Source organism: Nesterenkonia sphaerica (genome assembly GCF_005771565.1).
Taxonomy (GTDB): Bacteria; Actinomycetota; Actinomycetes; order Actinomycetales; family Micrococcaceae; genus Nesterenkonia; species Nesterenkonia sphaerica.
The window spans coordinates 1-23,042 of sequence record NZ_VAWA01000023.1; the positions used below are offsets into that span (position 1 = coordinate 1).

Genomic DNA, 23,042 nt, shown 5'->3' on the forward strand with positions numbered 1-23,042 from the left:
ACCCGGTACACAAACTAATTGACACCCCCTAGCTTTCCTTCACTTGAACGCCAACCCTGTACTTCAGCATGAGACGCACTAATTCGTTTCCCTCGAGCAACCTCACTCTCGTGGAGACCGAGCTTGCATATCCTTGGGCCTGCTTCGTGAAGACACTGGTGGTGATGAAGACACCCCTTTGGGCGCCAAACCCGTGCAATGCTCCAATGAAGGCCTGGACCGCCTCTCTGCCAACTGAATTGCCTGCGGCGTATCGCTTAGCTTGGACGTACACCTGTTCCAGGCCAAGCGCGTCCTGATCGATTACCCCATCGACTCCACCGTCTGCTGAACCCCCGATACGTCGCCCCCTCCGTTCTGTCCCTCCATAACCCATGGCGAGAAGGAGATCGACGACTGCACCCTCGAAGAACTCCGGCGGAGCGGACTGAAGCCTTTCAAGCAATTCGTCAGCTACCTCGAATTTCAGATCTTCGATACCCGCTTCTACCTGTTCAGTCGGAGTGCTCCCGACTTCCATCGTGGGCTCCTGCGGCGAGACTGGAGCGCGATGCGCACCTTCTTTGTCCGGCCAGAAGTCCTTGAATACTCGGTTGGCTTCGGAGTAGTCCTGGATTCCCTCTGGATTTTCCGCGTACCACTTACGGCCCGTGTCTGTAATGGAGTAGATGCCTCTCTTCATGGCATGGATATATCCGGCTTTGGAAAGGTGGGTGATTGCCCAGTCAACCCTGTTCGATGCGCGGAATGCTCCGCTAGGAATCACCTCCGCCCGTGCTTCTGGGGATATGCCAGAGGCATCAAGGGCCTTTTCACGTAACTTGCGACGCGGGATATCCGTTTCTTCTGATACGACGGCCAAGATGTGTTTTACAAAAACTGGCCACGGAGGGACCTGACTTGAAGTTGCGGAGTTTGCTGGATGAGAGGCGTCCATGCCTAAACCCTAATTCAGGAGCCGATGTCCGCCTCCTTGAACAGTATTCGAATATGTGTTCGAATACCTCTATGCGTTGGGACAATCAGAGGGTCGACGAGCCGGGTGGTCCGGCGTTGCTTCCCATGCAGAACTTGGTACGCACTGTTCGGACCCCGGAGTTCGAAGGTGTCACTTTTCATGAGGTAGCCGCGAAGACTGCGCTTAATAGGGTGCCGCAGGCTTCGAACATGCCTTTTAAATGGACGGTGAACCCCACACGTGGATGTCTTCACCAGTGCCGCTATTGCTACTCTCGCAAGACGCACGAGTATCTGGACTTCAATTCGGGCAGGGACTTCGACACTCAGATCGTGGTGAAGACCAATGTGGCTGAGGTGCTGCGCGCGGAGGTGGCCAAGCCTGGTTGGCGGCGGGAGCATGTGGCCCTGGGGACCAACACGGACCCGTATCAGCGGGCCGAAGGCCGTTACAGGCTGATGCCGGGGATCATCACCGCTCTCGCAGAGTCGGGCACGCCGTTCTCGATCCTCACCAAGGGTCCGCTGTTGAAGCGGGATCTCCCGCTGCTGCAGGAGGCGGCGAAGAGTGTCCCGGTCTCAGTGGCCGTATCGCTGGCCATTATGGACACCGGCCTGCAGCAGAAGGTCGAACCAGGAACACCCGACCCCCGGGCGCGGCTGAACCTGATTAAGGCGATTACTGAGGCGGGGCTGAAGTGCAATGTGCTGGCCATGCCCATCCTGCCGTGGCTGACTGATTCCGCTGAGCACCTCGATGAGCTGCATCGCGAGTTAGCCCAGGCGGGAGCGGGTTGGGTCACCACTGGTGCCCTGCATCTGCGGCCCGGGGCGCGGGAGTGGTTCATGCAGTGGCTGAAGCAGGAGCACCCGGCGCTGGTGCCCCGCTACCGCGAGCTGTACCGCGGAGCACGCGGCGGCTTCACCACCTACGCCTGTTCCGAGTACAAGAAATGGCTCGGCCAGCAGGCCGCATCAGCACGTCGACGCCACGGTTTCCTTGACCGCGCTGAGACCACGTGGCGCGGACGCTCCTCACCTGACGAGTCAACCGACGAACAACAGCCACAGCTGGTGCCTTTGGACATTCCCTCCGGGCCCGCTCAGCCCTCCCTGTTCTAATCGGTGCAAGAATGGAGGCATGAGCAGTGTCATCAAGATCAACGCCATCACCGTGCCCGAGGACTCTGGCGATCAGCTGGGGGAGCGGTTTGCCGCTCGCCGCGAGTCCATGCAGGGCACTCCGGGTTTCCAGGGGTTTGAGCTGCTGCAGCCGACAGACGGGCGTACCTCTTGGTTGGTGGTGACCCGGTGGGACTCGGAGGAAGACTTCGAGAATTGGCGGAACTCGGAGAGTTTCGGTGCCTCCCACGGTCACAGCGGCGGCGAAGCCCCCAAGCGGCCGGTAGGAATGTCCAGCGAGCTGTGGAGTTACACCGTCTTCACCACCGGCTAGGTCGCGTGGGCAGTTCCTGGTAATCTAGATCGGTCAGCGCGGGCAGCCCCGTGCAGACCCCCGCCTCCGTAGCTCAGGGGATAGAGCGTCGGTTTCCGGTACCGAAGGCCAGAGGTTCGAATCCTCTCGGGGGCACCAGTTGGTCCTTGTTCAAACCTGCGACGTTCGCGGTTTGATCTCCACTCTGGTCTCCACCAGCCTGCTTGCGGCGTAGTGCGGTGGACTGGACCTCGGGGTTGAACAGGATGTCGAAGGGCTCACCGGCCTGCCCGTCCACGGCATCGGCTTCTGTGATATAGAGCTTGTCGAAGAACGCCTGGTTGGCTGTGCGGCGCAGGGAGTCATCGATGCTCATGTAGATCGCGTGGCAGTCGCCAGCCAGGGCCAGGCAGTCCTCTAGATGGGCTTGGGCCTGCTCGTACTCCAGGGTGCCGGCCTCGATCTGTGCTTCCAGGAACGCCAGGCGCTTAGCGATCCTCTCCTGCTCAGTTTTCAGCAGCTCCAGCGGCACGGCTCCTGCGTAGTGAGCTTGGAGTAGCTTGGTCCGCTCCGCGATCAGGTCCTCTCGTTCGCGGGTGTAGGCCTCCTGCTGCTGCTTGGTGGTGGCCTGTAACCGGTCGAACTCCGAGGTCACCAGCTCCCGCAGTGCGGTCACGATGTGCTCGGGTATCTGGACCTGCTTGTAGTAGTCCTCGACCGCCCGCTCCACATCTGGGATGTACATGGCCTTCTGCTCGCAGTTGGTGCGCTTGGAGTGCCGCCCGGCGCACATGAAGTAGGGGTAGATCACGCCCTGGCGGTTCTTGGCTTTGGTCATGATCAGCCGGGACCCGCACTGGCCGCAGTACAGGCTGCCTTTGAGGTAGTGGTCATGGACCTGGGTCTTCTCTCCCGAGGCCCGGTGGGAGGACAGCACTGCCTGGACCCGGTACCAAATCTCGGTGGGCACCAGCGGTTCGTGCATGCCTTCATAGACCGCGCCCCGGAAGGACACCTTGCCCTTGTAGTACCGGTTCGACAACATCCGGTGCACCGCAGAGAGGGAGGGAGCCTTCTTCGGGGGCTTCGGTGTTGGCACGGTGGTCAGGCCACGGTCGATGAGTTCATCACGCAGACTGGCGGTGGAGTAGTTGCCGCTGGCGTAGGCCTCGAATGCCCACTTCACGATGGGGGCTCGTTCTGGATCAAGGTCAACGGTGCGCATCTCCCGGCCCAGCTCGTCCTTCTTCACCACGTTGAGGTAGCCCATAGGAGCCTTGCCATTGGTGCCTCCGGTGATAGCCTTCTGGCTCATGCCCTTGGAGACTTCATTCGCCAGGTTCCGGGAGTAGAACTCCGCGATCGAGGACATGATGCCGTGCAGCAGCATCCCNCGAGGGCGTCTCATCGATGTTCTCGGTTGCCGAGACCAGCAGAACACCGGCTTCCTGCAACGCCAGATGGATAGCGACATCATCAGAGCGGTTCCGCGCCAGACGATCCACCTTGTGCACGATGCAGTAGGCCACCTGATGGGCCTTGATGTACTCGATCATCCGCATCAACTCAGGCCGGTCGGCCTTGCGAGCGGACTCACCGGCATCCACGAACTCTTCTACGATGATGGCGTTCAGATCGCGGGCCTTGCGAAGGTTAGCTTCCCGTTGAGCCGGGATCGAGAACCCCTCATCCCGGCCGCCCTTGGAGGCTTGCTCCTTTGTGGAGACCCGCAGGTAGGACACCGCCAGGGTGGTGGTCTGGCCCAGCTGTTGAAGACTAGAGATGTCGGGCGCTGTAGTGGTCATTGTCGTGTTTCCTTCCCCGATACGGGCGGGGCCAACACGAGCAGCACCATGGGATGCCGCTGGTGCGGTGCGACTCGTAAACGGGAAACACGACATCAACAGGCTGGATGGAGCCTGTCGAAGTAAGCCCTATGGGCCAGACATGACTGCGCACCGACAGCCGAACCAGGCTCGGCTGCTGGCTTCTTACATGTCAGATTCTACTCCGGGCTCCATGCCGGCCTCTACTGCGGTGCCGGAGTCATCGCCGGCCTGCTGGTCAGTGTCGGTAGTGCGGGCACGATCCAGGGCCATGCCGATGAACACCTGGGCCAGCCGGTGCAGGTCCGGGGTCTCTCGCGGCTGGGCTTCCACGCGCAGCTCCCGCATCCGGTCAGGCAAGCGGTCCGAGGTCTGGCTCATCACGGGCCTCCTGCCTGGTCGTCGAGGTGGCGGAAGAACTCATCTTCGGCTCGTCGTCGCTCTGCGACTTGGGCCATCACGAAGTCCACGAACTCGCTTTCGCGGTCTTCGATGGTGAGGTCTTCTACCGGTGGGGCGGGGTCTTCTCCGGGCCAGGAGGTCTGGCGGGTGGGCCGGTCCCTGTCTAGCCGGGTGCCCGAGGCTGCGACCCACTCGCGTAGCCGGGCTCTGGCGTCTGCGAAGTCCCGGTGCCAACCAATCGGCGCTGAGGCGTTCTGTTCGGGGTCATAGGCCCCGAGCCAGTGCAGGTGCAGTGCGGAGAGTTCCCACACCAGTTCCGGGTGGTGGTGCCAGAACGGTGGGACCACACTGGCCGGCAGCCCGTAGGTCCGCCGCAACCAGTGGACCCACTTGTTTAGTTCCAGCCATTCAGCCTCCAGATCATCGGCGGAGAGCAGGTTCCAGTTGATCGGGTGCGGTGGCTCCGGGAGGTCACCGCCGGGGTCGAAACCTGGCTCAAAGCCGGGGCCCGGTTCGTCATAGGCCGCGTCATAGGTGTCGTGGGCCTGGTAGCCCTCCGGTTTGTCACCGGGGCCGTGTGGGGTGTGCTGGTTCATGGCTCTGGCCTCCTGGCCGGTGTCAGAGGCTGAGGTTGGGCGGTTCGGACTGCGGGCTCTGCCGCTGAGGTGCCCCGAACCCGGCAGCGTCGCGCTCGACACTGCGGCGAGGCGTGCGGTCCACCTCATAGCGGGTCCGGGCCATGTCATGACCGATCCGGCGGGCCACGAACTCCTCACCGGGAGCGGTCAACCCGTTGGCGTCGGTGTACTCGTATTCGCGCACGTAGCCTTCGGCGATGATCTTGTCGCCCTTGGCCAGACGTTCATGGCCCTGTTCGGCGGCGGCTTTGAAGGCCACCAGGTTGTGGAAGGTGGTGTCCTTCTGCGTGAAAGAACCATCGGCTTCGCGCTGGTAGTGCTCCTTGCCCACCTTGACGAACAGGCGCGGGTCACCGTTTTCGGTGTAGCTCAGCTGCGGTGCTGAGGCGATGAAACCGGAGAATGACTGCTGGGTATGGATCGCCATGACCAGGGCTCCTTATCTACCACGGCCACCGCTCTTGTGTAGGTGGCCTCTGCCAGACAGGTGCGCCCGGCCACCCGAGATACAGCCCCCCCGGACGGGGTTAGGTGCGTGGGTGGTGTTGGAGCATGGCTTCGATCTGCTCCCGGTCGGCCTTCAAGTCAGCGGCCTCTGGTCGTTGGGTCCAGCGGCGCAGGTCGGTGATGATCGGCGGTGCGGTCCGCAACAGGGTGACCCCGGTGCCGAAGGGCAGGGTCCTGATCCGGTCTGGTGGCAGTACCGAGACCCGGCGGACGGATCGCTGGTTGGAGCGTGTGCCGTGGTCCCCGATGGTGGTCGAATCGGTGTACTCGTCACGTTCCCCGATGAGGGTGGAGAGGTCTTGGAGGTCCCTTGAGTTCGAGGCCCCGCCGAGGATGATTTTGACGATCGCGGCATCCCAGATCGCCCCGGCCTGGTTCTCTGACCATTTCTCCCGTGCCTGCGCCAACGACTGAAGGACCGGCAGGGTGGTGATTCCGGTGCCCCCGCCTTCAGCCATCAACGTCGGCAGACTGGGCAGGGGTGCGAGGTTGCCGATCTCATCCAGCGCCAACAACAACGGCGGGTCCAACCGTGCACCGGGTGACTGGGCGGCCATGCGCCGGGCGGTCTCAACCAGGTCTTCGATGAATGCGGCGACCAGGGAGGCTGAAGCTCCGGCTCCTGCGCCGGTGGCCAGCAGGAACAGGCTGCCTCGGTCCTGGATGAACTGTTCGGGGTCGAAGTCCTCCCCAGCCCGGGGTGAGACCGCATCCAACACCCGAGGGTCCGCCAACGCTGACAACGCCAGGGAGACGCCCTGCCAGATGGAATCCCGGGTCTTCGGGTCCGCTTCCAGCATCGATGCCAGCGAGTCATCCCATCCGGTCGCCGCCCTCGGTGTGCTGGACAAGATGGTCACAGCCTCGGCGGCAGCTGAGGGGTCCAGAGTCCAGCGGAACAACTCAGCCGGTGACCGATGATCCAACGCAGCCGCATGAAGGAGGGATTGGAGGGCAGTGCGGGTCTTGCCTTCCCAGAACCCACCGGATTCGACCCCGCCAGCGGACATGCCAGTCGCTGAAGCCAGCCCGGTGGCTCGGATCATCGCCGTCAGCGGGTCCTCACACCCCCGGATGGGCGACCAGCGCATCCCAGCGGGGATGCCCTCTGCCAGGTGTTGGGGGTCGAAGACCGCTACCGGGCCGATCTTCTCCCGTGCTCTCAGTGTGGCGGTGAGGTTATCCGGCCGGGTGGACGTGGTGGCTACTGCTCCGGGTGCATCCAGGATCGCGTTGATGACCACATGCAGGCCTTTACCGGATCGGGGTGGGCCGATCAGCAGGATCGAGTCCTCCACCGAAGCCCACACCTGCTTCCCCGCAGAGACCCCCAGCAGGTAACCCACATCCTCGATCCGCGGCTTCAGCAAGGAAGGCCGCAGCGTCTCAGCCCGGCGTAACAGGGCTTTGGAGGTGGCGACTTTGGCGATGTCGGCACTGGTGGCGGTACCTGCCAACCGGTGTGGGTCCTTCTGCTTCTGCTGAGTCCAACGGCGCACCCTCACCCACACCCACGCACCGACCCCGGCTAGCCCGGCGAGCATCACCCCACTGGTTATCCAGTAGGCCACCGGATGCAGACCCTGCGCTGCCAGCGCGGCGGCAGGATCACCAGGGCTGAACAACACCCCCAGTCCGGCAGCCGGACCAGCCTCCGGAAGTGCAGCGCCGGTGATCCAAGCGGCGACGCTGCCAGCGGCACGCAGGATCACCGCCACACCCGCGGTGACCATGAGCAGGATGATCAGGGCGCTGGTGACCTCATCACCCATACCCCCGGCTTGGCGAGACCCCGGAGTGATACCCAGGGTCACGGCAACCGCCTCACCAGTGTGGTCCCCGAGGACCGGCCAAAGACCAGCACCTCAGCACCAGCACGCAGATTCCCCTTCTGCCGCCGGGTCAGACGGGTCTCAACCTCCCCGTCCTCATTGGCTGTGGTGTCGGTGACCACCGCAGCGATAACCACGTCCTCACCCGGCAGGAACCCCTCACCCGAGACCGTGGCCGCAGCTGGATTCCCGCGGGGCTTAGACGATGCCGACTCTGACGATTCCTGCTCGGGGGCCGGCTCTGCCAGGGTGCGACGGCGGGCGCGGATGATGTCAGTAAACGTGGACCCGTCGGTTTCGTGGACCTCGATCCGCACCGTCCGAGTCCGGTCCTCAGTGACCGCATCTAGCACCTCGCCGAATCGGGCACGAGACCATGCCGCGTCTTCGGGTGCGGGGAAGTCTTCGCCGTCCACGGTGACAGCCAGGGTCCCGGTGGGCTCAGTGACCATGATGACCACAGGAGGCAGCACCGCCGGAACATCCAGCTCTGCGTCTGAGGGCTTGGTCTTCTTGGTTCGGCGGGAGGTGTGTCTGGTGTTGTGGTGGCTCATGCCCACCAGGTGCACCGTGCGGTCCAGGTGCCGCCGAGTCAGATCTCACCTGAGTTCAAGGCAGGTCGAAGCCATCCACGCGGAGGTACCGGCCAGGCTGCGGCGGGGCGGTGTGGGTGAAGAACCCCTCCCGCAACATCGAGGCCCGCACCGAGGCCGCCCACTTCTGCGCATAACCCAGGAGCTGGTGCACGGAGTTCGACGGCACCACGCCCTGGTCCGTGGTCACCCACGGGTGAGTTCCGTCTGGCTGGCGCTGCCGGGTTTGGGCTTTCCAGCTCCAGGAGGCTGGTAGTCGGTCGGGGTCTGACCAGTCCGCGTCGATGTAGCGTTCCTCAACGGCGAACCGCCGATCAGCCCGGCCCTGGGGGTAGAGGACGTAGTGGCCGGCTCCGAAGGTCTCGGGATCTTGCTCCGCCAGTGTGATCTGTCGGGCATAGTCCTTGGCGATCTGCTCCAACCCGCGAGTGAGGGTGTCCATATTGCGGGTAAGTCGCTGCCGGTGTTCATCAACCATGACGAGGCACCTTCCGTTCTGCCCCAGCTTCTCCAGACCCACGTCCCTCGTGAACGGGGTTCAGCTCTCTTAGGTGCGCAGCGCCGTCTCCCGCAACGGTCTCGTGCTGTTGGCAAACTTGACTGGACATTTGCGGCTCTAGCGCAGTCGCGTTGCCATGCGGGAAACTGTGTTGGCTGGCCGGCTAGCCATGTTCGTCTAGGAGCCCCTGTGCGTTCATCGGGTCACCTCACGCCAACAAGTGTTAGTATATGCGTATGAACGCGGATACAAAGATTTGTGGGACTGACCCGTCCTCGGAGTACGTTGATTTAGCCGCTGAAGTGCTGGGCATCTTGTCCGACCCAACGCGGATCAGAATCGTACTTGCGCTGCGGCAGGCTGATGAGCTGCCGGTAAATGCGCTGGCCGAGATCGTAGACAAGAAGCCCTCCGGGGTCTCGCAGCACCTGGCCAGGCTGCGGATGGCGCGAATGGTCACCACACGGCAGGAAGGCACCAGTGTGCTCTATCGCCTCACCGACGAGCACGCCCTAGCCGTGGTCATCGAGGCGATCAAGCAGGCCGAGCACGCCGTCGCCAACGGGCAGATACCTCCACATCACCACTAGTCCTTGTCCTAGATTCGTAAGGCACCGCAGAGATGATCGCCATCCTGAGAAACCCGACCTACGCGAAACTCTTCAGCGCCCAAATCATCGCCCTGCTGGGCACCGGCCTGCTTACCGTCGCGCTCGGGTTGCTCGCCTTTGACATTGCTGGCGGCGATGCGGGCATCGTGATGGGCGTGGCGATGAGTATCAAAATGATCGCCTACGTGGCCGTCGCGCCGGTCACTACCGCCCTGGTCTCCCACCTGCCACCCAAACCAGTGCTCATTGGCGCGGATCTCAGCCGTGCTGGTGTAGCGGTCTCACTGCCGTTCGTCACCGAGGCGTGGCAAATCTACATCCTGATCTTCCTGCTGCAGTCGGCCTCAGCCACGTTCACCCCCACCTTCCAGGCTGTGATCCCCTCCGTGCTGCCGGACGAGGGCGAGTACACCCGGGCGCTGTCACTGTCGAGGCTGGCATACGACTTGGAATCGCTGGTCAGCCCGATGCTCGCAGCTGCACTGCTGACCATGATGAGCTACCACAACCTGTTTATCGGCACCGTGATCGGATTCCTCGCCTCCGCTGTCCTGGTGATCGCCGCCCGATTCCCGCACATCGCCGCCCCACCACGGGCCCGGTTCTTCGACCGCCTAACCCGCGGAGCGAGAACGTTCTGGACTAGTCGGGAACTCCGTGGCCTGATGGGACTCAATCTCGTGGCCGCTACGGCCACCGCGATGGTGATCGTCAATACCGTCGTTCTCGTCCAGGGCAACCTTCAACGCACCCAATCCGATGTCGCACTCATGCTCGGTACCTACGGTGCCGGGTCCATGCTGGTGGCCCTCACGATGCCGAAACTCCTGGACTCACTTCCGGACCGCAAGGTGATGCTCTCCGGCGGCGTCGCGCTTCCCATCCTTCTGCTGAGCACGGCCGGAATCATCGCCTGGACGACCGGCATTCCACAATGGACCACTCTGCTGATCGTGTGGCTGCTGCTCGGCGCAGCGACCTCCACCATCCTCACCCCCTCGGCCCGGCTCCTGCGCCGAGGCAGCAGCGAACAGGCCCGGCCCGCAGTCTTCGCCGCCCAGTTCTCGCTCTCTCACGCCTGCTTCCTCATCACTTACCCGCTCGCCGGTGTCCTGGGTAGCATCATGGGGCTACCTGCTGTCGCTCTGATACTCGTTGCCACCGGCGTGCTCGGCGTCGGCTTCACCACCTCGAACTGGTGGAAAACACCCCACCCCATCGACATCGACCAGCAACCAGCGCAGACACAAACATAACCACCGGGCACAGACCGACCATGCAAGAACCAAGCCGGGGCGCATATTCGACGAACATGCACCGAAGGAATGGTCCTCGACCCGAATATTCCTGCGAATCAGGCTTCAGGATCGCTGAACTTGCGGCTCTCGCCGGTCATGCGGCGTGTGGTGTCGAAGGCAGCCAGTTCATCAGGGTGTAGCTGGTGTTGGACGACGAAGGAGCGGTCCTTGATCCGCCAGAGGCCCTGTCCGACCCCGAGGGTGGGTAGCAGTTTCTGTTCGGTGCCGGTCAATCCCAAGGTCTGTGCGGTGGTGCCGAGTTGGTCGGATTCTTGCCGGTAGACGATCCGGGTCTCCGCATTGGCCAACAGGCTGCTGGCTAGGGAGCGCATGGCGGAGCCGGCGTCGCCGACGTTCTCCAGATCAGTGAACTTATGGAAGACCAGCAGGTTGGCGATGCCGTAGTGGCGGGCCAGTCGCCAGTGAGCATCCATACGCCGCAGCAGCGCCGGATGGGACATCAATCTCCAGGCTTCGTCATAGACCACCCAGCGTTGGCCACCGTTGGGGTCCAGGAGCGCTGATTCCATCCACGCTGAGGCACAGGTCATCAACACCGAGATGAGGGTGCTGTTTTCGGTGACTCGGGAGAGGTCCAGGCTGATCATCGGCAGACTCGGGTCGAACTGGACGGTGGAGGGTCCGTCGAAAAGACCCCCGAGGTCACCGGCGACCAGGCGGCGCATCGCATGCCCGACCAGCCTGCCATCCTCGGCCAGGCAGCCGGTGGGATCATCGGACGGGTCGAGGATGCGGTCTACGACCATGGGCAGGATCGGCACGGAGTTCTCTGCCACGGTCTGAGTCAGGGCCAGGTCGATGGCGGTGTGCTCCAACGGGGTCAGCGCCCTGGCCAGCACGGTCTCTGCCAGCGCGCCGAGCAGGCTACGACGACGCGAAGCCACCGTGGTCGCCCACTGCGCATCCGAGAGGCCACTGGGCCGGTGGCCTTCATCGAGGGGGTTGAGTCGGTTGGCCAGTCCTGCCCCCAGGGCGATAGCCCGTCCGCCCACGGCTTCAGCGACCGGAGTGTGTTCCCCTTTGGGGTCGCCGGGGACATAGACTCTGCGTCCAAAGGGCAAGCTACGGGTGTAGAGGGATTTGGCGAGGCTGGATTTGCCTGAGCCGACGATGCCTGCCAGCACGATGTTGGGGGCGGTGATGTTCCCGCGTTGGTAGAGCACCCAGGGGTCATAGACAAAGCTGGCCCCGGAGTAGAAGTCTTGGCCGATGAACATCCCATCAGCCCCCAAACCTCCTTCTGCCAGGAACGGGTATGCCGCGGCCAGGGTGGCGCTGGTGTCCTGATGACGCGGCAACCGAAACCTTCCCGGGTTACGCAACGCAGCAGGTCCAGGTTCACCACCCGCCGGCAGGTACTGCCGTGCCCGCCGCTCAGCCCGCTCGACTTCAGCCTTCTGCCGGAGGGCGTGTTTCTCGGCTTGCCGCTGCTGGGCGCGGAGACGGGCTGCGGCTTCCCGGCGTTGTTTCCGTAGGCGACGACGCTCAGCTGCCGGGGCCACCAGTACCGAGGTGTGCAGTCTCTCCTGATCGGGTTCCGGGCTCATCGGGACAGCCCCCGACTGGTGCTGGTGGGCCGGTTCTGGCTGGCGTACCAGTCCCGCTGAGCCTGGTCTTGCCGCTGCTTCGTCACAGAATCAAGCCGCCCCGCCGTGTTCTGACGGCTGCCCGGGCGTGCGCCTGCGTTGCTGGCATAGAGGGCCCCGGCTGCTGCAGCGGCACCGGTCGGTGAGCCTCCCGGGCCGGCGACGCTACGCCCCCCTGCTGCCGCGTATGCTAACCCGTTGCGGCGCGGGGAAAGTTCGGCAGGTAGTGGGTCTTCAGGTGCGGGGATGGATCGGTAGAGGGCGACGTGACCCATCTGCTGGTTATACGAGATGGTGTAGTCACCCTCGGTGCTCAGCTTGTCCCCATCAGCAGATGGTGGCTGGTCGTAGACGTAGCCGTTCTCCATCGCGGCATCAGTGGTCTCTTGGCCGGTGTCCCACTGGGCGAGGTGGGTGATTCCGGCTTGGGCTCCGTCTTCGTCAATGAGGTCAAGCACCCCATCGGCTTGCCCGCGGTCGAGGAAGACCACGTTGACCCACCGCCGGGCCGTCTCCTGGGTGATGGGGGTGTGTTCGGTCTGGGGGTGCCAGGCGATACCCCCGGAATGCTGCGAGGCGTTATCCAACCGGGCATGAACCTGATCGAGCAGGGTGCCAGCATGATGAAGTTCATCGGCAGTAGCCAACGCCTGGTGTGCCCCGTTGAGGTGGTTGCCCTCATCGTCACGTGCCAGGCCCCGGTTGTTCAGGTGGGCATCGGAGAGCTGGTCAAGGACCTGGCGAAGGGAACGGACTCCGCTGAGCAGGTACTCGATCGTCGTATACGTGACAGAGGGGTCATCGAGACTACGGGTGGCATGAGCCAAACCGCGCATCGTCTGGGTTGCTTCCTCAGCATCGGCTTGGGGATCGTAGAACGTAGGCATCAGGGACATCCTGGGTCAACGAGACAGCAAGGGACGTTGACTAGGTGCACGCGCACTCCGCCACGGCGAAAATGATAAGGGCATCGGTACCTAGTTAGGCTGAGAGCGTCGGCTCAAGCGCAACGAGCGTCTACCGTGTCAGCTTTATCCAATGCTCCCGAGCTTCGCAAATGGTTTATACAAGGCTTACTGATACCGGTGATCAGTATTTGCTTTGTGAGGCTAAAGCCAGGATGGGACTGATCCTTTCCTCCGGTCGGTAAAACGCACATACAGGCAAGAGGATGACCGCTAATCGCCGTAGTTGGTCTGTGCACCTGCACTGTGATGCCGGAGGGCCCTCCTGATCTATCTCCTGCCTGAGCGGCGGGTACGACTGAATCTGTGTGAGCTCACGGTGCAATTTGGATGGCCGGTGGTGGCTGTGGCCCTGAAGCCACAGGGAGAGTCTGGCGTGAGGACGTTAGCTTTCCGTAGGTAACCTAAACTCCATATATAGAACCCCCTCACACATACCTTGACTGCCATGCTTTCGAGGGTGAACTACTGTGTAAGCACATTCGCCCGCATCCTGACCCTAAAGCGATGGGGAGCTCAGCAGTTCCTCGAGCTGGTTGATGTTGGTGTCCATCCAGTCCAAGTAGTCCTCTGCCTCTTCTGGCAGCGTCTCGCTGAACTCGACCACCGGCACTCCGGCCTCCTCGGCGGCCTGACGGATCTGCTGGGACTGGTTGGTCTCGGTCTGCTCGTTGTAGACCAGCACATCGATATCTTCGGCAGTCGCTAGCGCGTCCTGGAGTAGGCGAGGGGAGACGTCATCGCCGTGTTCGATCGCAGCCAGGAAGTCCGCATCGGTCTGATCCTCGAAGCCGGCGTCGCTGAGCAGGTAAGTAGAGACGGGCTCGGTGGTCATGAAGGTCATTCCAGATGCTTCGAGGCTGCGGTTGCGCTCGTTGAGCGTGTCTATCTCTGCGGCGAGAGTCTCGGCGTTATCGCTGTACAGCTCAGCATTCTCAGGAGAGATCTCTGCGAGGTGATCTGCAAGGTCCGTGACGAACTCGCTCATCAGCGCTAAGTCGTACCAGACATGTTCGTTTTCGCCGTCTTCTCCGTGACCGTGGCCGGAGTGATCATCCTCACCTTCCCTGTGCTCAGCGTCTTCGTCGTGATTTTCCTCGTCACTATGGCCGGAGCGCCCCTCCTCATGGATGCTGTCCGTGCTGTCGTGAGCGGGAGCCTCACCATCGTGGCTGTCGTCGTGCTCGGCGTGGTCCTCGACTGGTCCGTGGGCGTCGTCAGTGTCTTCATCGTCGTGATCCTCCTCGTCTTCAGATCCGCTGAGCACCTGGATCAGGACGTCATCTTTGTCTGCTGACTCTGCCAAGGTGCTCAGGAAGGTGTCATAGCCGCCTCCATTGGCGATGAGTACATCGGCTTGCTCAATACGGAGCCGATCCTGCGGGGAGGCCTCATAGGAGTGCGGATCGATAGCCGGGTTATCCACGATCGCTTCGATCTCGGCGGTGTCACCGGCGATTTGGGCTGCGAGATTGGCATAGACGTCGATGGAGGCGACCACGCTGAGCTGTGCATCGACTTCAGCGGTACCTGACGCGGCGGAAGTCTCCTCGTTCTGGTCGCCACAGGAGGTCCCCATCAGTGTGGCGGCGGCCCCGATAGCAGCCCAGGGCAATAGGCCCCGGTGCCTGCGCAATAATCCCTGCCTGATCGGTTCATCCGGTGAGGTGCGTGAAGACAGTGCAGACATGGGTATGGCCTTTCAACGATCGGGTGGGTTTACGCGACAGCGTAGGACAATCCGCTGATGAGAACAAATCGCAATAATAGTTTGGAGTTCAACGGACCCCGTGTAATACACCAGTACGAGCACATACTGAAGCGAAGGAAATTTGTTAGACCCTCCTGCACAGGGGTAGGACTGCGGCGGTGAAGGCGGCTGCTTGTTGGCCGACAAGTAGACGGGTTTCGCAGGAGGCTTGGATGGCTGCTTGTTCGATCGCTGCGACGTTGGCGTCAAGTTCTTCCACTGTGGGTGCGGTGACTGAGACGAGTCCGGTGTAGCGCAGTACGCCGTGGCCGGCGGTGAGGTCGGCTTCTTGTTGGAGGACGTCGTCGAACTCGGCCCGGTCGGCGGCGTCTTCGATCTGGCCGATCTTGGCCCGTTGGGCCTGGTCGCTAATGTACTCGACCTTTTGCTTGCGTATGTCGCGTGCGGCTTGGTCAGAGCGCATCGGAGTACACAACAGCGAAAACGAGCGTTGGATACCGGTGGAGAGCAGCACCGGTGAGAGGAATCCGGGGTGGACCATGAACCGGGGCCACTCGCTGATCCAGAGCACTGCGTGGTGGGCTGAGTCAGTGCGTAGCCGTGACCAGGTCTCGTTGACTGCTACTGGTCCGGCGGTGGCGAGGCTTTGGCCAAGTTCGCCATGCCGCTGGAGGACGGGTGCGAGAGCGGGGTCGTAGGCCGAGCGCAGGATCACCGCGATCTCACCGGGAGTCAGCCACCCCGAGGGGGTGAGATCGGCGGTGCGCAGCGCGGTGGTCAGGGTGTTCATTTCTTGGCGCAGGACACCTGCAGCACCTCGGATGCCGCCTCCGGCGGTCCTGATCTGCCGGGCGGCGGCCTTCATATCCAGCGAGAGGCTGATCGTGGTGGCGTGGCGTTCCCCGGCCGGTCCGGCCCGGTCAATCAGCTCTGCGTAGGTCTCGGCGGCCCAGGACCCATCATCGGTGCCGTGTTTGGCCCACCACTCGGCCAAACCGGTACCGGAATCCGGTAGGGTGCGCTCTAAGACTTGGAGGGTGGCGACCCTGCCGGAGCGGCACACGGTAGCCAGCACTCGGCCCCAGGCGGTGACTCGGCGCTGCTGCTCAGCAGGGTCCAACAGCACGAACGCGGGGTGGGAGACCTCGGTGACCACGGTCAGGGTGTTCGCGGTGGGGTCGTGGATCATCCCGGCCCCGGTCTCGGGATCGGTGTATTCCCGCAGCCGGGCCATATCCCCAGGCAACGCCAGGGTCCCCTCCGGCCGGGGTGTGGTGATCCGCCGTCGGTACAACAACTGCCCGCCGGTGGTCCGCCAGACCCACCAGAAGCACACCGGCAGCCACTCCACCACTGGGCGTCCGGCAACCGGTATCCACGTCAAGGCGGCGGCGAGGACCCAGATGGGTGCGGTGTAGGCCAGCAGGATACCGCCCCCGGCGTAGAGGGCACCCACCAGGGACAGTCCACCGATACCCAGGGTGATCAGCTGAGTCAGGGACAGGCCGAGCAGGATGCCACGGCGGGTCAGCCGGGAGAACTTCACCGGCACCAACTCCACCGACGAACCCGTCGATGTTGTCTCGCTAGGCATGGTCTCTTTCACCCCTTCCTTCGCTTGTGCACATCAGCGGTCGGGTCCTGCGGCTGAGGCCCTGAGCGTGGTGGCCGAGGTGCTGGCGGGTCGGCAGGCTGGCGTGGGGTCTTCGGCGCAGGCTGCCCAGGGGTCCTGTCTTGTCCGCCCCTGGGTCCTTGGTCGGAGGGGCCACCACCGGGTTGACCAGGTTGTTGCCCGTCCTGCCCGGGCTGCTGCCCGCCTCCGGTGTTCTGCTCGGCGCTCCCGGCTGCGGTCTCTGCCTGATTGCCGAGGGCCTGGCCTGCCTTGGGGCCGGCTTCAGCGGAGTCCTTAGCGACTTTGGCCCCGATCACCGCGGCAGCAGCAGGACCCCCAGCCGCCGCGCTACCGCCTGCCGCACCACCACCAGCAGTTCCGCCGCCGGCAGCTGAGGCGCCTGATCCGGCGGTGGCACCCGGCCCACCTGGACCACTGGGCGGCGGGCCGCTGCTAGGTTTGCCTCCTGTGGGTTTCTGCCCATCCGGGCCACCACTGTTGGGTGGCGCGTCACTGTTGCCGTCGAGGACTTTCTTCGGTCCCTCGCCCTGGGGCTTGTTCGGAGTGGGCACCGGACGGTTCAACGACTGTTTGGCTTCCTGCTCAGCCCCGATGGAGTGGTACATGTCCACTCCGACGAATGAGAGGAACCGGTAGGTCATATATGGGGCGAAGGCGGCCATCAACATCAGCACCACTCCGGCCAGCGGATCACTGACCGAGGCCAGGTCCGCTTCGATGGGTGCGGAGACTTGGGTGATGGCCACCAGGAACATGACGGTGAGTACGAGTTTAGAGACGGCTAGGGCGATGACGAACATCGCCCATTTGCCGATCCAGCCTTTGCTGGCATCTAAGGAGGCCCCAGCAAACGCCAACGGCGCAAGTACAACGGCGACGAGGATCAGGGCTTTGCGGACCAGCAGGGAGAGCCAGACGATCGCCGCGGCCGAGATGGCAAGTCCTGCCATGAAGATCGTGATGATCGCACCCACACCCGGGGCGGCAATATTGATCGCGGTCAGTCCTGCGGCCAGGGCGGCGATTTTGTTGCCCATGGATTCGGTGGTTTCTCCGGCGGCTTGGATGATGCCCAAGCTCAGCTGGTCTACTATTTCCAGCAGTAGGGCGGTCAGGGTGACCGCGATGAAGGAACCCAGTACGGATTTCGCTAACCCGAGGGCGGCTCTGGTGAGTGCGCCGGGGTCGCGGCGGATCAGGCCGGTGATCAGTTGCAGGCAGAAGAACAGCAGCATCACGAAGACCGCGATGCCGAAGACGATGTTGTAGACCCCCAGATACTCGTCACTGGTGACATCAACCAGGGTGGTGGTATCGAACACGGCCCAGACGGCTTCAAAGAGCCAGCCGGCGGCAGCCCCCATGGCTTGGGCTAGCCAGTCGAATGGGGCTGAGATGAGGCTGGCGGCTGCTTCGCCTGCGGTATCGCAGACGTTGGAGATGACGGGAACATCGCACAGGCCCAACGCACATCACTCCTTCACAAACAAAGAGGGTTGGAGACGGTGGGGGTTAGACCTGTTGGCCGACGTTCCAGAAGAAGTTGATCAGTGTGACGCTGGCTCCGCAGATGATCGCGGCCCCGCAGGAGACCAGCACGCCGATCTTGCCTCGGCCGGCCAGATGCGGGTTGGAGCTGTTGGCTCCGAAGCCCCACACGATCGCCGAGATAATCAGTGCCAACACGGAGAGCACCAGGCCGATGGTCATGACCGCCCCGACGATGGTGCGCAGCTGGCTGATCCCGGGAAGCCCGGATTCGTTTGGGCTGATGTCGATCTGAGCGACCACCAGCGGGTCAGCCACCAGGGTGGGAACGGTGAGTGTGGAGGTGTGGATGGCCTCAGAGAGGGCGATGAGAGTGTTCACGACAACTGCTCCTTCAGATGAGAAACGAGTGGGTCGTGAAGCAGGTGTACACCCCATCCCGCCCTTCAGCAGAACCCGACCGGGAGCACGAATCAGCCGCAAAGCTGCAGTCGCAGGACTCAGCCACGCGGCAGGGCTGGTTAGAGCGGTGCTTAGAGTTGTTCGCCAAGGTCGATCAGCCAGTTCATCCAGGTCATCGCTCCACCAGCGAGAATCGCCGCCCCGAGGCAGACCAGTACCCCGGTCCTGCCTTTGGCGGCGGAGGCTTGGTTCCCGTGTGAGGATGCGATACCCCAGATGAGCGCCGAGACGATGAGCATCAGCACCGCGACGATTAGCACGAAGGCCAGCAGAGCTCCGACGACCTCGCGGAGCTCGGTGATCCCCGGGAGACCCTCAAAATCAGGAAAAACGTTCATACCGGAGCCGTCCTATACGTACGTTCACACGCGGGCGCAAGTCGTTCCAAACATGAAAATGGCAACAGACAGGACTTCATGTGTGGCAGGTGCGCAACAGCTCACGTCAGCGGACGGGAGTACTCGGCTATGCATCCGAAGCTATAAGGGGTGACGCTCAAGGGATCCAGTGCTTATAGACGCAGTCTCCGGGTTCGTCCAGGATGAACGCCAGGCTCTGTTTCGCGCGAGTCGCGGCTACATATAGTGAGGCACTGGCGGAGGGAGTAAGTGGAGTACCGGTCTGCAGTAGCTGCTGGACTCCGCCTGTTGGGTAGACCAGAACGTGTTCACGCTCCAGGCCCTTCGAGACTCCGATATTTATGGGAGCGAACTTGCTGAACTGTTTACCTGAGTTCACGCTGTCCCTGAGAAACAGCGGTTGGTACGAGCGGATATACGCGGCCACGTGCTCTGAACGCACAAGGTAGATGCCATCGTGGGCAGTGGTCCGAGTATTGGGCGTTTCGGTCGGTTCGAAACCATGGGAAGTGTCGAACAACGAATCAGCAAACGATGCAATCTCAGCTCGATACCGATGCGTCGTGCGCTCTTGCTGGATCTGGAGCTTCCGCTTCGCTTCCTTCTGCCTGAACCACTGCCATATCCCCATGTACATGAACTTCTTGTTCTTCTTCTCCCGGGGATTCGTCGCAAGAATCGCTTGGCGTACGTCGCCGACCATGTACAACGGTGTCGGTGATTTGAGCAAGAGTTCCAAGATTTCGAGGTCCCACCCGCACAGGTCCTGAGCCTCATCGATGAGAATGCGGTCGTAAACAAGCGCCAAGCGCCTCATGGGTGCGCCAGCAGCGGCCTCATTGACCCTATGTGCCAACTGCGCCAAGTGGGCACGGCGAGCCTGCGAATCGTGGTTGAAGTACCGAGACCAGGAATCATTCTTCGAGTACTGCTGAGGGGGACTGTGGAAATCGAAGCCCTCGAGTTTTCGATCCGGGAAAACGAAGGGAAGGTAGGGGCGTACGAAGTTGGCAATGAGAAATGAGAACCATCCACTGACCTCAATCCGGTGATGTTCCCCAGCCGCATTGGCAAGACGGCGTCTCAGCTCGTCTTGGTTCGCTGCCGTGTAGGTCAACACCAAGATCCGTTCCGAGGGGTCTGCTTCAACGCAGAGATCAACCAGTCGCTGCGTCTTTCCTGACCCCGCTACCGCCAAGACAAGCTGGTTGTCAGTCACGGATGAACCTGATCGCTCGTGAGAAGTAATCCGGTGCCGTCAGGGTGCTCCCTGATTCTGCGATACGTAACGCGGCCTCGGTCTTGTTGTTGCGCATCCACACCTCTAGGGTGGCTCGGGCACCGAGGTGCAAGGCCTCTTTGAGCTGTTCTTCATTGCCCGCGTTGGCCGCGGACACCTGCGGTTCCAGGGTATGCCCACCTTCCAGATCACCAATGAAGACCTGGCGTTTCCCGTCTGCGAGGAGACCGCTGAGGCCCGAAGTTATCTCTCCGGGCTCTTTGCCGTCGTTATCGGTGAGGACGGCGCACTTCTTGCCTAGTAGTGCAGCGACCCCAAGGCAGCGTCGCAGTGAAAGTCCTCGCATCGAGAAGACGTCGATACCGTCCTCAATAGGACGCTTACCAGTCTCGTCCTTGTAAAAGCGGTCAAAGAGAATCTCATCGGACGGCCCCTCAACCAGAACGAACTTGTCTGCGAGCACCATGCGCAACGTGTCGTAGCCAGGCAGTTTCTGGAAGTACCTGACGGTCTGAGCATCTAGTTCGTTGAATGATCGGAGCCCGCAGGCGGAGACAAGTTGTAGCTGGTCTAAGCCCAGTCGATTCAGCACATAGGAACTGTGCGTGGTGACGAAAAGTTGTTGGCCATCTCCAGCGAACTCTTCGATTTGTCTGATGAGAACATTGAGATTCGTGTGTGACAGATGGTTCTCTGGCTCTTCAACCATGACTACCTGAGTGGTTGCATCCTGCCGTCCCATGGCAAGGGCGATCTTGATGGCGGCTTGTTCGCCAAGGCCTGCCATCGCGAAGGGCACGTCGTCCACATGGGGGACTACGCTGCTATCCCAGGAACTCCTTGCTGACTGGTCCATGGCAAGTGAAACATTGCCATCGAGACCATCTGTCAAACCGGAGAGTTTAGAGTTCACCTCGCTCAGATGCTCCCGCGTCATTTGCTCCTTGATAGAACGGAAAGCCACCGAGATACGGGACTTCGACTCAGGGGTGAGGTGCGTGTTCAGCAGGTGTTTCAAGTGGTAGTCGACACCGTTGCTGGAACGTACGGTCCTGGAATCAATCAGCGCAGTGCTCAACTCCCGAGGCTTGACGTTAAGCACTTTTCGTCCGAAGGTATGCCAGTCCACCTTGTAGTACTCGACCGGCACAATTGCTGTATCAGAGGCCAAATGAGCCTCCAGCTCCTCTGCATAGTCAGGATCTGGCTCGATGAGCATGCGCAGGCCCGTACGTTCGACGACGGGGCGTTCAGAGCTATGGCCCCCTCGCAGGTGCTTAGAGAACTCGTCTCGATCGTCGAGGAAAACCTCTATGTCAATAGTTGGAGGTTCCGGTCGGAACCCATCCTGCCTAGCTTGAAAGAACTCAGCTACGTCGCTTTGGTTGAACCAATATGGGTTCAGCTCCTCTGAGGCAGGTCGCCCGTTGATACGACCTGTCAGCACCAGGTTTATCGCTTCCAGGAGTGTTGACTTACCTGAGCCATTTTCGCCCACGAGGATGTTCATTCCTGGATTAGGCCTGAACTCAATGTCACGGAAGGTGCGGTACCCGCGGACTTTCAGTTTGGTGATCATTAGGTTCCCTCAACATCCCGGGCCTGACGAAGCGCTGGGCCACCAGCGCTGGTGATGCGTAGTCCTCGACGCCTTTAGCGCCGAATCTTGATAACAGCACCTTACCTGGTAAGTGCCTCGAAACGTCCTGAATATCCTGCGGTTAGGAGTCGGTGACGGTGATGTGGAGATGGTCGTAGTGACCACCTGTGGGGTCGTTGGGATCGTGCATACCGCCGCCGTCGTAGGGCCGCCAGCCTTCATCGGCCCGTGAGGCGACCCAGATTTTGCCGTCGAAGATCAGGTATTCGACCCCGAGGGTTTCGGCGTGGTCTTTGACCCAGTTGGTGACCTCCCACCCAGCTTGGCGATGGGCCTCGGTGGGGAAGCTGCCGATGGGGTTGCCGAAGGTGACATCGCAGGCCCGCCCCAGCGGGTGCTCGGAGTCCTGGCCGGGGCGTTCATCCCAGCAGACCCAGGACGTCTCGGGAAACGCTTGACTGGTCTGCTGGTAGACGTGCAGCATGCCGGCGGTGATCTGCCCACCGGTGGTGGGGTCATCGACCATGTGCGACCCATCACCGTCACCCGGCTCAGGATCAGGCGCGTCAGCCTCAGTGCCCTGGCCGGGTTGGGTGGGACAGTCCCCGTTGTCAGCACCAGCCGGTTGGATGTCGCCGCCTGACCCAGTATCGGGGGCGGGGTGGGCGTCGTGGGTCTCTAGCCAGGGTTCGGGGTCGGTGTGTTCTCCGGTGCCTCGGCCTCCGGGCAAAATTTCCAAGTGCAGGTGCGGGCCAGTGGACTGACCCGAGTTGCCCACATCCCCAATGTGGTCCCCAGCAGAAACCGTGTCGCCTGGTTGGACGTGAATGCCGGTCTCCCACATATGGATATACACCGAGGACACCGCTTCACCGCTGATCCTGTGGTCGAGGACAATCACTCCGCCGCGGGCCTCATTGTAGTCAGCAGAGGTGACGACTCCATCGGCGATGGCATAGATCGGTGTCCCATCAGGAGCGGCCCAGTCGGTGCCAGCGTGGAAGCTGTCTTCCCCCGTCACCGGATGGACCCGTGGCCCGTAGTCACTGGTCTGGACCGCAGCATCCTCTGCTAAGGGGAAGACCACCCGGCCGGACTCCGGCACCGAGGCTGGCGTGAGCTCGCTGCCGGTGGTGAGTGCTTCCAGGATGGTCTCTGCGACCGGTTCATAGTTCTGATACCGGTCCGGGTACGCGGATACCTCCACGGCTTGGGCGGCCTCGCCCTTGTCCATCTCCTGCCAGCCAGGGATGTCGAGCAGCCCACGCGGTGAACCGTAGTTCGGTCCCTCGGGTCCGCCGAAGAACGCTTGAGCTTGGTAGACGGGGTCCATGAGGTCTTCGACGGAGCCCTACCTGCCAGACTGAGGTGAGACACCC

General features: G+C 62.2%; 22 protein-coding genes, 1 tRNA gene and 1 pseudogene. 5 read left to right on the forward strand and 19 right to left on the reverse strand.

Annotated features, from left to right (window positions below):
- Positions 1 to 28: 28 nt before the first annotated feature.
- Entirely contained in the window at positions 29 to 937 is a 909-nt protein-coding gene (locus tag FEF27_RS11915) for a restriction endonuclease (protein ID WP_138171117.1), read from the reverse strand.
- A 71-nt stretch (positions 938 to 1,008) separates the two neighbouring features.
- Between FEF27_RS11915 and FEF27_RS11920 the strand changes: the two genes are divergently transcribed.
- The 3 genes from FEF27_RS11920 (at position 1,009) to FEF27_RS11930 (ending at position 2,551) form a co-directional block, all read left to right on the forward strand.
- On the forward strand, positions 1,009 to 2,079 hold the full coding sequence (locus tag FEF27_RS11920) for an Rv2578c family radical SAM protein (protein WP_138171132.1): 1,071 nt from the start codon (positions 1,009 to 1,011) through the stop codon (positions 2,077 to 2,079).
- Between the two features lie 19 nt (positions 2,080 to 2,098).
- Complete coding sequence (locus FEF27_RS11925) at positions 2,099 to 2,413, forward strand: antibiotic biosynthesis monooxygenase family protein (protein WP_138171118.1); 315 nt, start codon at positions 2,099 to 2,101, stop codon at positions 2,411 to 2,413.
- A gap of 62 nt (positions 2,414 to 2,475) precedes the next feature.
- A tRNA-Arg gene (locus FEF27_RS11930) sits at positions 2,476 to 2,551 on the forward strand.
- 604 nt (positions 2,552 to 3,155) lie between these two features.
- Here FEF27_RS11930 and FEF27_RS13680 read toward each other — a convergent pair.
- The 8 genes and pseudogenes from FEF27_RS13680 to FEF27_RS11965 all read right to left on the reverse strand — a co-directional run.
- Positions 3,156 to 3,800, reverse strand: a pseudogene (locus FEF27_RS13680) (recombinase family protein); the annotation flags it as partial.
- Entirely contained in the window at positions 3,721 to 4,293 is a 573-nt protein-coding gene (locus FEF27_RS13685) for a recombinase family protein (protein WP_424991687.1), read from the reverse strand. The pseudogene FEF27_RS13680 and the gene FEF27_RS13685, both read right to left, overlap by 80 nt.
- A gap of 90 nt (positions 4,294 to 4,383) precedes the next feature.
- A complete protein-coding gene (locus FEF27_RS11940; protein WP_138171119.1) occupies positions 4,384 to 4,599 on the reverse strand; it encodes a hypothetical protein in 216 nt (71 codons plus the stop codon).
- Positions 4,599 to 5,216, reverse strand: a complete 618-nt coding sequence (locus tag FEF27_RS11945) for a hypothetical protein (RefSeq protein WP_243729222.1) — start codon at positions 5,214 to 5,216, stop codon at positions 4,599 to 4,601. Before FEF27_RS11945 ends, FEF27_RS11940 begins: the two co-directional genes overlap by 1 nt.
- A gap of 22 nt (positions 5,217 to 5,238) precedes the next feature.
- On the reverse strand, positions 5,239 to 5,685 hold the full coding sequence (locus tag FEF27_RS11950; RefSeq protein ID WP_138171120.1) for a single-stranded DNA-binding protein: 447 nt from the start codon (positions 5,683 to 5,685) through the stop codon (positions 5,239 to 5,241).
- Between the two features lie 100 nt (positions 5,686 to 5,785).
- Complete coding sequence (locus FEF27_RS11955; protein ID WP_138171134.1) at positions 5,786 to 7,537, reverse strand: type IV secretory system conjugative DNA transfer family protein; 1,752 nt, start codon at positions 7,535 to 7,537, stop codon at positions 5,786 to 5,788.
- A gap of 38 nt (positions 7,538 to 7,575) precedes the next feature.
- Positions 7,576 to 8,151 carry a hypothetical protein gene (locus FEF27_RS11960; RefSeq protein WP_243729223.1) on the reverse strand — a complete coding sequence of 192 codons (576 nt, stop codon included), beginning with the start codon at positions 8,149 to 8,151 and terminating at the stop codon, positions 7,576 to 7,578.
- Between the two features lie 55 nt (positions 8,152 to 8,206).
- On the reverse strand, positions 8,207 to 8,668 hold the full coding sequence (locus FEF27_RS11965; protein WP_138171121.1) for a hypothetical protein: 462 nt from the start codon (positions 8,666 to 8,668) through the stop codon (positions 8,207 to 8,209).
- 257 nt (positions 8,669 to 8,925) lie between these two features.
- On the opposite strand from FEF27_RS11965, the gene FEF27_RS11970 reads away from it, so the two are divergent.
- Positions 8,926 to 9,279 (forward strand): ArsR/SmtB family transcription factor, encoded by a 354-nt coding sequence (locus FEF27_RS11970; RefSeq protein WP_138171122.1) that lies wholly within the window; start codon positions 8,926 to 8,928, stop codon positions 9,277 to 9,279.
- 32 nt (positions 9,280 to 9,311) lie between these two features.
- Positions 9,312 to 10,556 carry an MFS transporter gene (locus tag FEF27_RS11975; protein WP_138171123.1) on the forward strand — a complete coding sequence of 415 codons (1,245 nt, stop codon included), beginning with the start codon at positions 9,312 to 9,314 and terminating at the stop codon, positions 10,554 to 10,556.
- A gap of 98 nt (positions 10,557 to 10,654) precedes the next feature.
- Here FEF27_RS11975 and FEF27_RS11980 read toward each other — a convergent pair whose 3' ends face one another.
- From FEF27_RS11980 to FEF27_RS12025, 10 genes are all read right to left on the reverse strand, one after another.
- Positions 10,655 to 12,166: an ATP-binding protein gene (locus FEF27_RS11980; protein ID WP_138171124.1), complete on the reverse strand. Its 1,512-nt coding sequence runs from the start codon at positions 12,164 to 12,166 to the stop codon at positions 10,655 to 10,657.
- Positions 12,163 to 13,092 (reverse strand): hypothetical protein, encoded by a 930-nt coding sequence (locus FEF27_RS11985; protein WP_138171125.1) that lies wholly within the window; start codon positions 13,090 to 13,092, stop codon positions 12,163 to 12,165. The genes FEF27_RS11980 and FEF27_RS11985 overlap by 4 nt, the downstream gene beginning before the upstream one ends.
- 577 nt (positions 13,093 to 13,669) lie before the next feature.
- Complete coding sequence (locus tag FEF27_RS11990; RefSeq protein WP_138171126.1) at positions 13,670 to 14,860, reverse strand: metal ABC transporter substrate-binding protein; 1,191 nt, start codon at positions 14,858 to 14,860, stop codon at positions 13,670 to 13,672.
- Between the two features lie 145 nt (positions 14,861 to 15,005).
- A complete protein-coding gene (locus FEF27_RS11995; RefSeq protein ID WP_138171127.1) occupies positions 15,006 to 16,475 on the reverse strand; it encodes an SCO6880 family protein in 1,470 nt (489 codons plus the stop codon).
- 8 nt (positions 16,476 to 16,483) lie between these two features.
- The gene (locus tag FEF27_RS13495) at positions 16,484 to 17,980 is read right to left on the reverse strand and encodes a TrbL/VirB6 family protein (protein ID WP_138171128.1); all 1,497 of its coding nucleotides are present in this window, start codon (positions 17,978 to 17,980) and stop codon (positions 16,484 to 16,486) included.
- A gap of 46 nt (positions 17,981 to 18,026) precedes the next feature.
- Complete coding sequence (locus tag FEF27_RS12005) at positions 18,027 to 18,383, reverse strand: DUF6112 family protein (protein ID WP_243729224.1); 357 nt, start codon at positions 18,381 to 18,383, stop codon at positions 18,027 to 18,029.
- Positions 18,384 to 18,535: 152 nt separating this feature from the next.
- Positions 18,536 to 18,802, reverse strand: coding sequence for a DUF6112 family protein (locus tag FEF27_RS12010; RefSeq protein ID WP_138171129.1), 267 nt, complete (start codon positions 18,800 to 18,802; stop codon positions 18,536 to 18,538).
- A gap of 157 nt (positions 18,803 to 18,959) precedes the next feature.
- Entirely contained in the window at positions 18,960 to 20,042 is a 1,083-nt protein-coding gene (locus FEF27_RS12015) for a UvrD-helicase domain-containing protein (protein WP_166430012.1), read from the reverse strand.
- Entirely contained in the window at positions 20,035 to 21,642 is a 1,608-nt protein-coding gene (locus FEF27_RS12020) for an ATP-dependent nuclease (RefSeq protein ID WP_138171131.1), read from the reverse strand. Before FEF27_RS12020 ends, FEF27_RS12015 begins: the two co-directional genes overlap by 8 nt.
- A 142-nt stretch (positions 21,643 to 21,784) precedes the next feature.
- The gene (locus FEF27_RS12025) at positions 21,785 to 22,996 is read right to left on the reverse strand and encodes a M23 family metallopeptidase (protein WP_424991688.1); all 1,212 of its coding nucleotides are present in this window, start codon (positions 22,994 to 22,996) and stop codon (positions 21,785 to 21,787) included.
- Positions 22,997 to 23,042: the final 46 nt, after the last annotated feature.

Excerpts from the sequence above, each read along its gene's own strand:
- FEF27_RS11925 (WP_138171118.1), top strand. The coding sequence starts at position 2,099 with ATGAGCAGTGTCATCAAGATCAACGCCATCACCGTGCCCGAGGACTCT.
- FEF27_RS11990 (WP_138171126.1), bottom strand. The coding sequence starts at position 14,860 with ATGTCTGCACTGTCTTCACGCACCTCACCGGATGAACCGATCAGGCAG.
- FEF27_RS12010 (WP_138171129.1), bottom strand. The coding sequence starts at position 18,802 with ATGAACGTTTTTCCTGATTTTGAGGGTCTCCCGGGGATCACCGAGCTC.
- FEF27_RS11980 (WP_138171124.1), bottom strand. The coding sequence starts at position 12,166 with ATGAGCCCGGAACCCGATCAGGAGAGACTGCACACCTCGGTACTGGTG.
- FEF27_RS11995 (WP_138171127.1), bottom strand. The coding sequence starts at position 16,475 with ATGCCTAGCGAGACAACATCGACGGGTTCGTCGGTGGAGTTGGTGCCG.
- FEF27_RS11940 (WP_138171119.1), bottom strand. The coding sequence starts at position 4,599 with ATGAGCCAGACCTCGGACCGCTTGCCTGACCGGATGCGGGAGCTGCGC.
- FEF27_RS12020 (WP_138171131.1), bottom strand. The coding sequence starts at position 21,642 with ATGATCACCAAACTGAAAGTCCGCGGGTACCGCACCTTCCGTGACATT.
- FEF27_RS11950 (WP_138171120.1), bottom strand. The coding sequence starts at position 5,685 with ATGGCGATCCATACCCAGCAGTCATTCTCCGGTTTCATCGCCTCAGCA.
- FEF27_RS11960 (WP_243729223.1), bottom strand. The coding sequence starts at position 8,151 with ATGAGCCACCACAACACCAGACACACCTCCCGCCGAACCAAGAAGACC.
- FEF27_RS11985 (WP_138171125.1), bottom strand. The coding sequence starts at position 13,092 with ATGCCTACGTTCTACGATCCCCAAGCCGATGCTGAGGAAGCAACCCAG.
- FEF27_RS11920 (WP_138171132.1), top strand. The coding sequence starts at position 1,009 with ATGCGTTGGGACAATCAGAGGGTCGACGAGCCGGGTGGTCCGGCGTTG.
- FEF27_RS11975 (WP_138171123.1), top strand. The coding sequence starts at position 9,312 with ATGATCGCCATCCTGAGAAACCCGACCTACGCGAAACTCTTCAGCGCC.
- FEF27_RS11965 (WP_138171121.1), bottom strand. The coding sequence starts at position 8,668 with ATGGTTGATGAACACCGGCAGCGACTTACCCGCAATATGGACACCCTC.
- FEF27_RS11955 (WP_138171134.1), bottom strand. The coding sequence starts at position 7,537 with ATGGGTGATGAGGTCACCAGCGCCCTGATCATCCTGCTCATGGTCACC.
- FEF27_RS12025 (WP_424991688.1), bottom strand. The coding sequence starts at position 22,996 with ATGGACCCCGTCTACCAAGCTCAAGCGTTCTTCGGCGGACCCGAGGGA.
- FEF27_RS11970 (WP_138171122.1), top strand. The coding sequence starts at position 8,926 with ATGAACGCGGATACAAAGATTTGTGGGACTGACCCGTCCTCGGAGTAC.
- FEF27_RS11915 (WP_138171117.1), bottom strand. The coding sequence starts at position 937 with ATGGACGCCTCTCATCCAGCAAACTCCGCAACTTCAAGTCAGGTCCCT.
- FEF27_RS11945 (WP_243729222.1), bottom strand. The coding sequence starts at position 5,216 with ATGAACCAGCACACCCCACACGGCCCCGGTGACAAACCGGAGGGCTAC.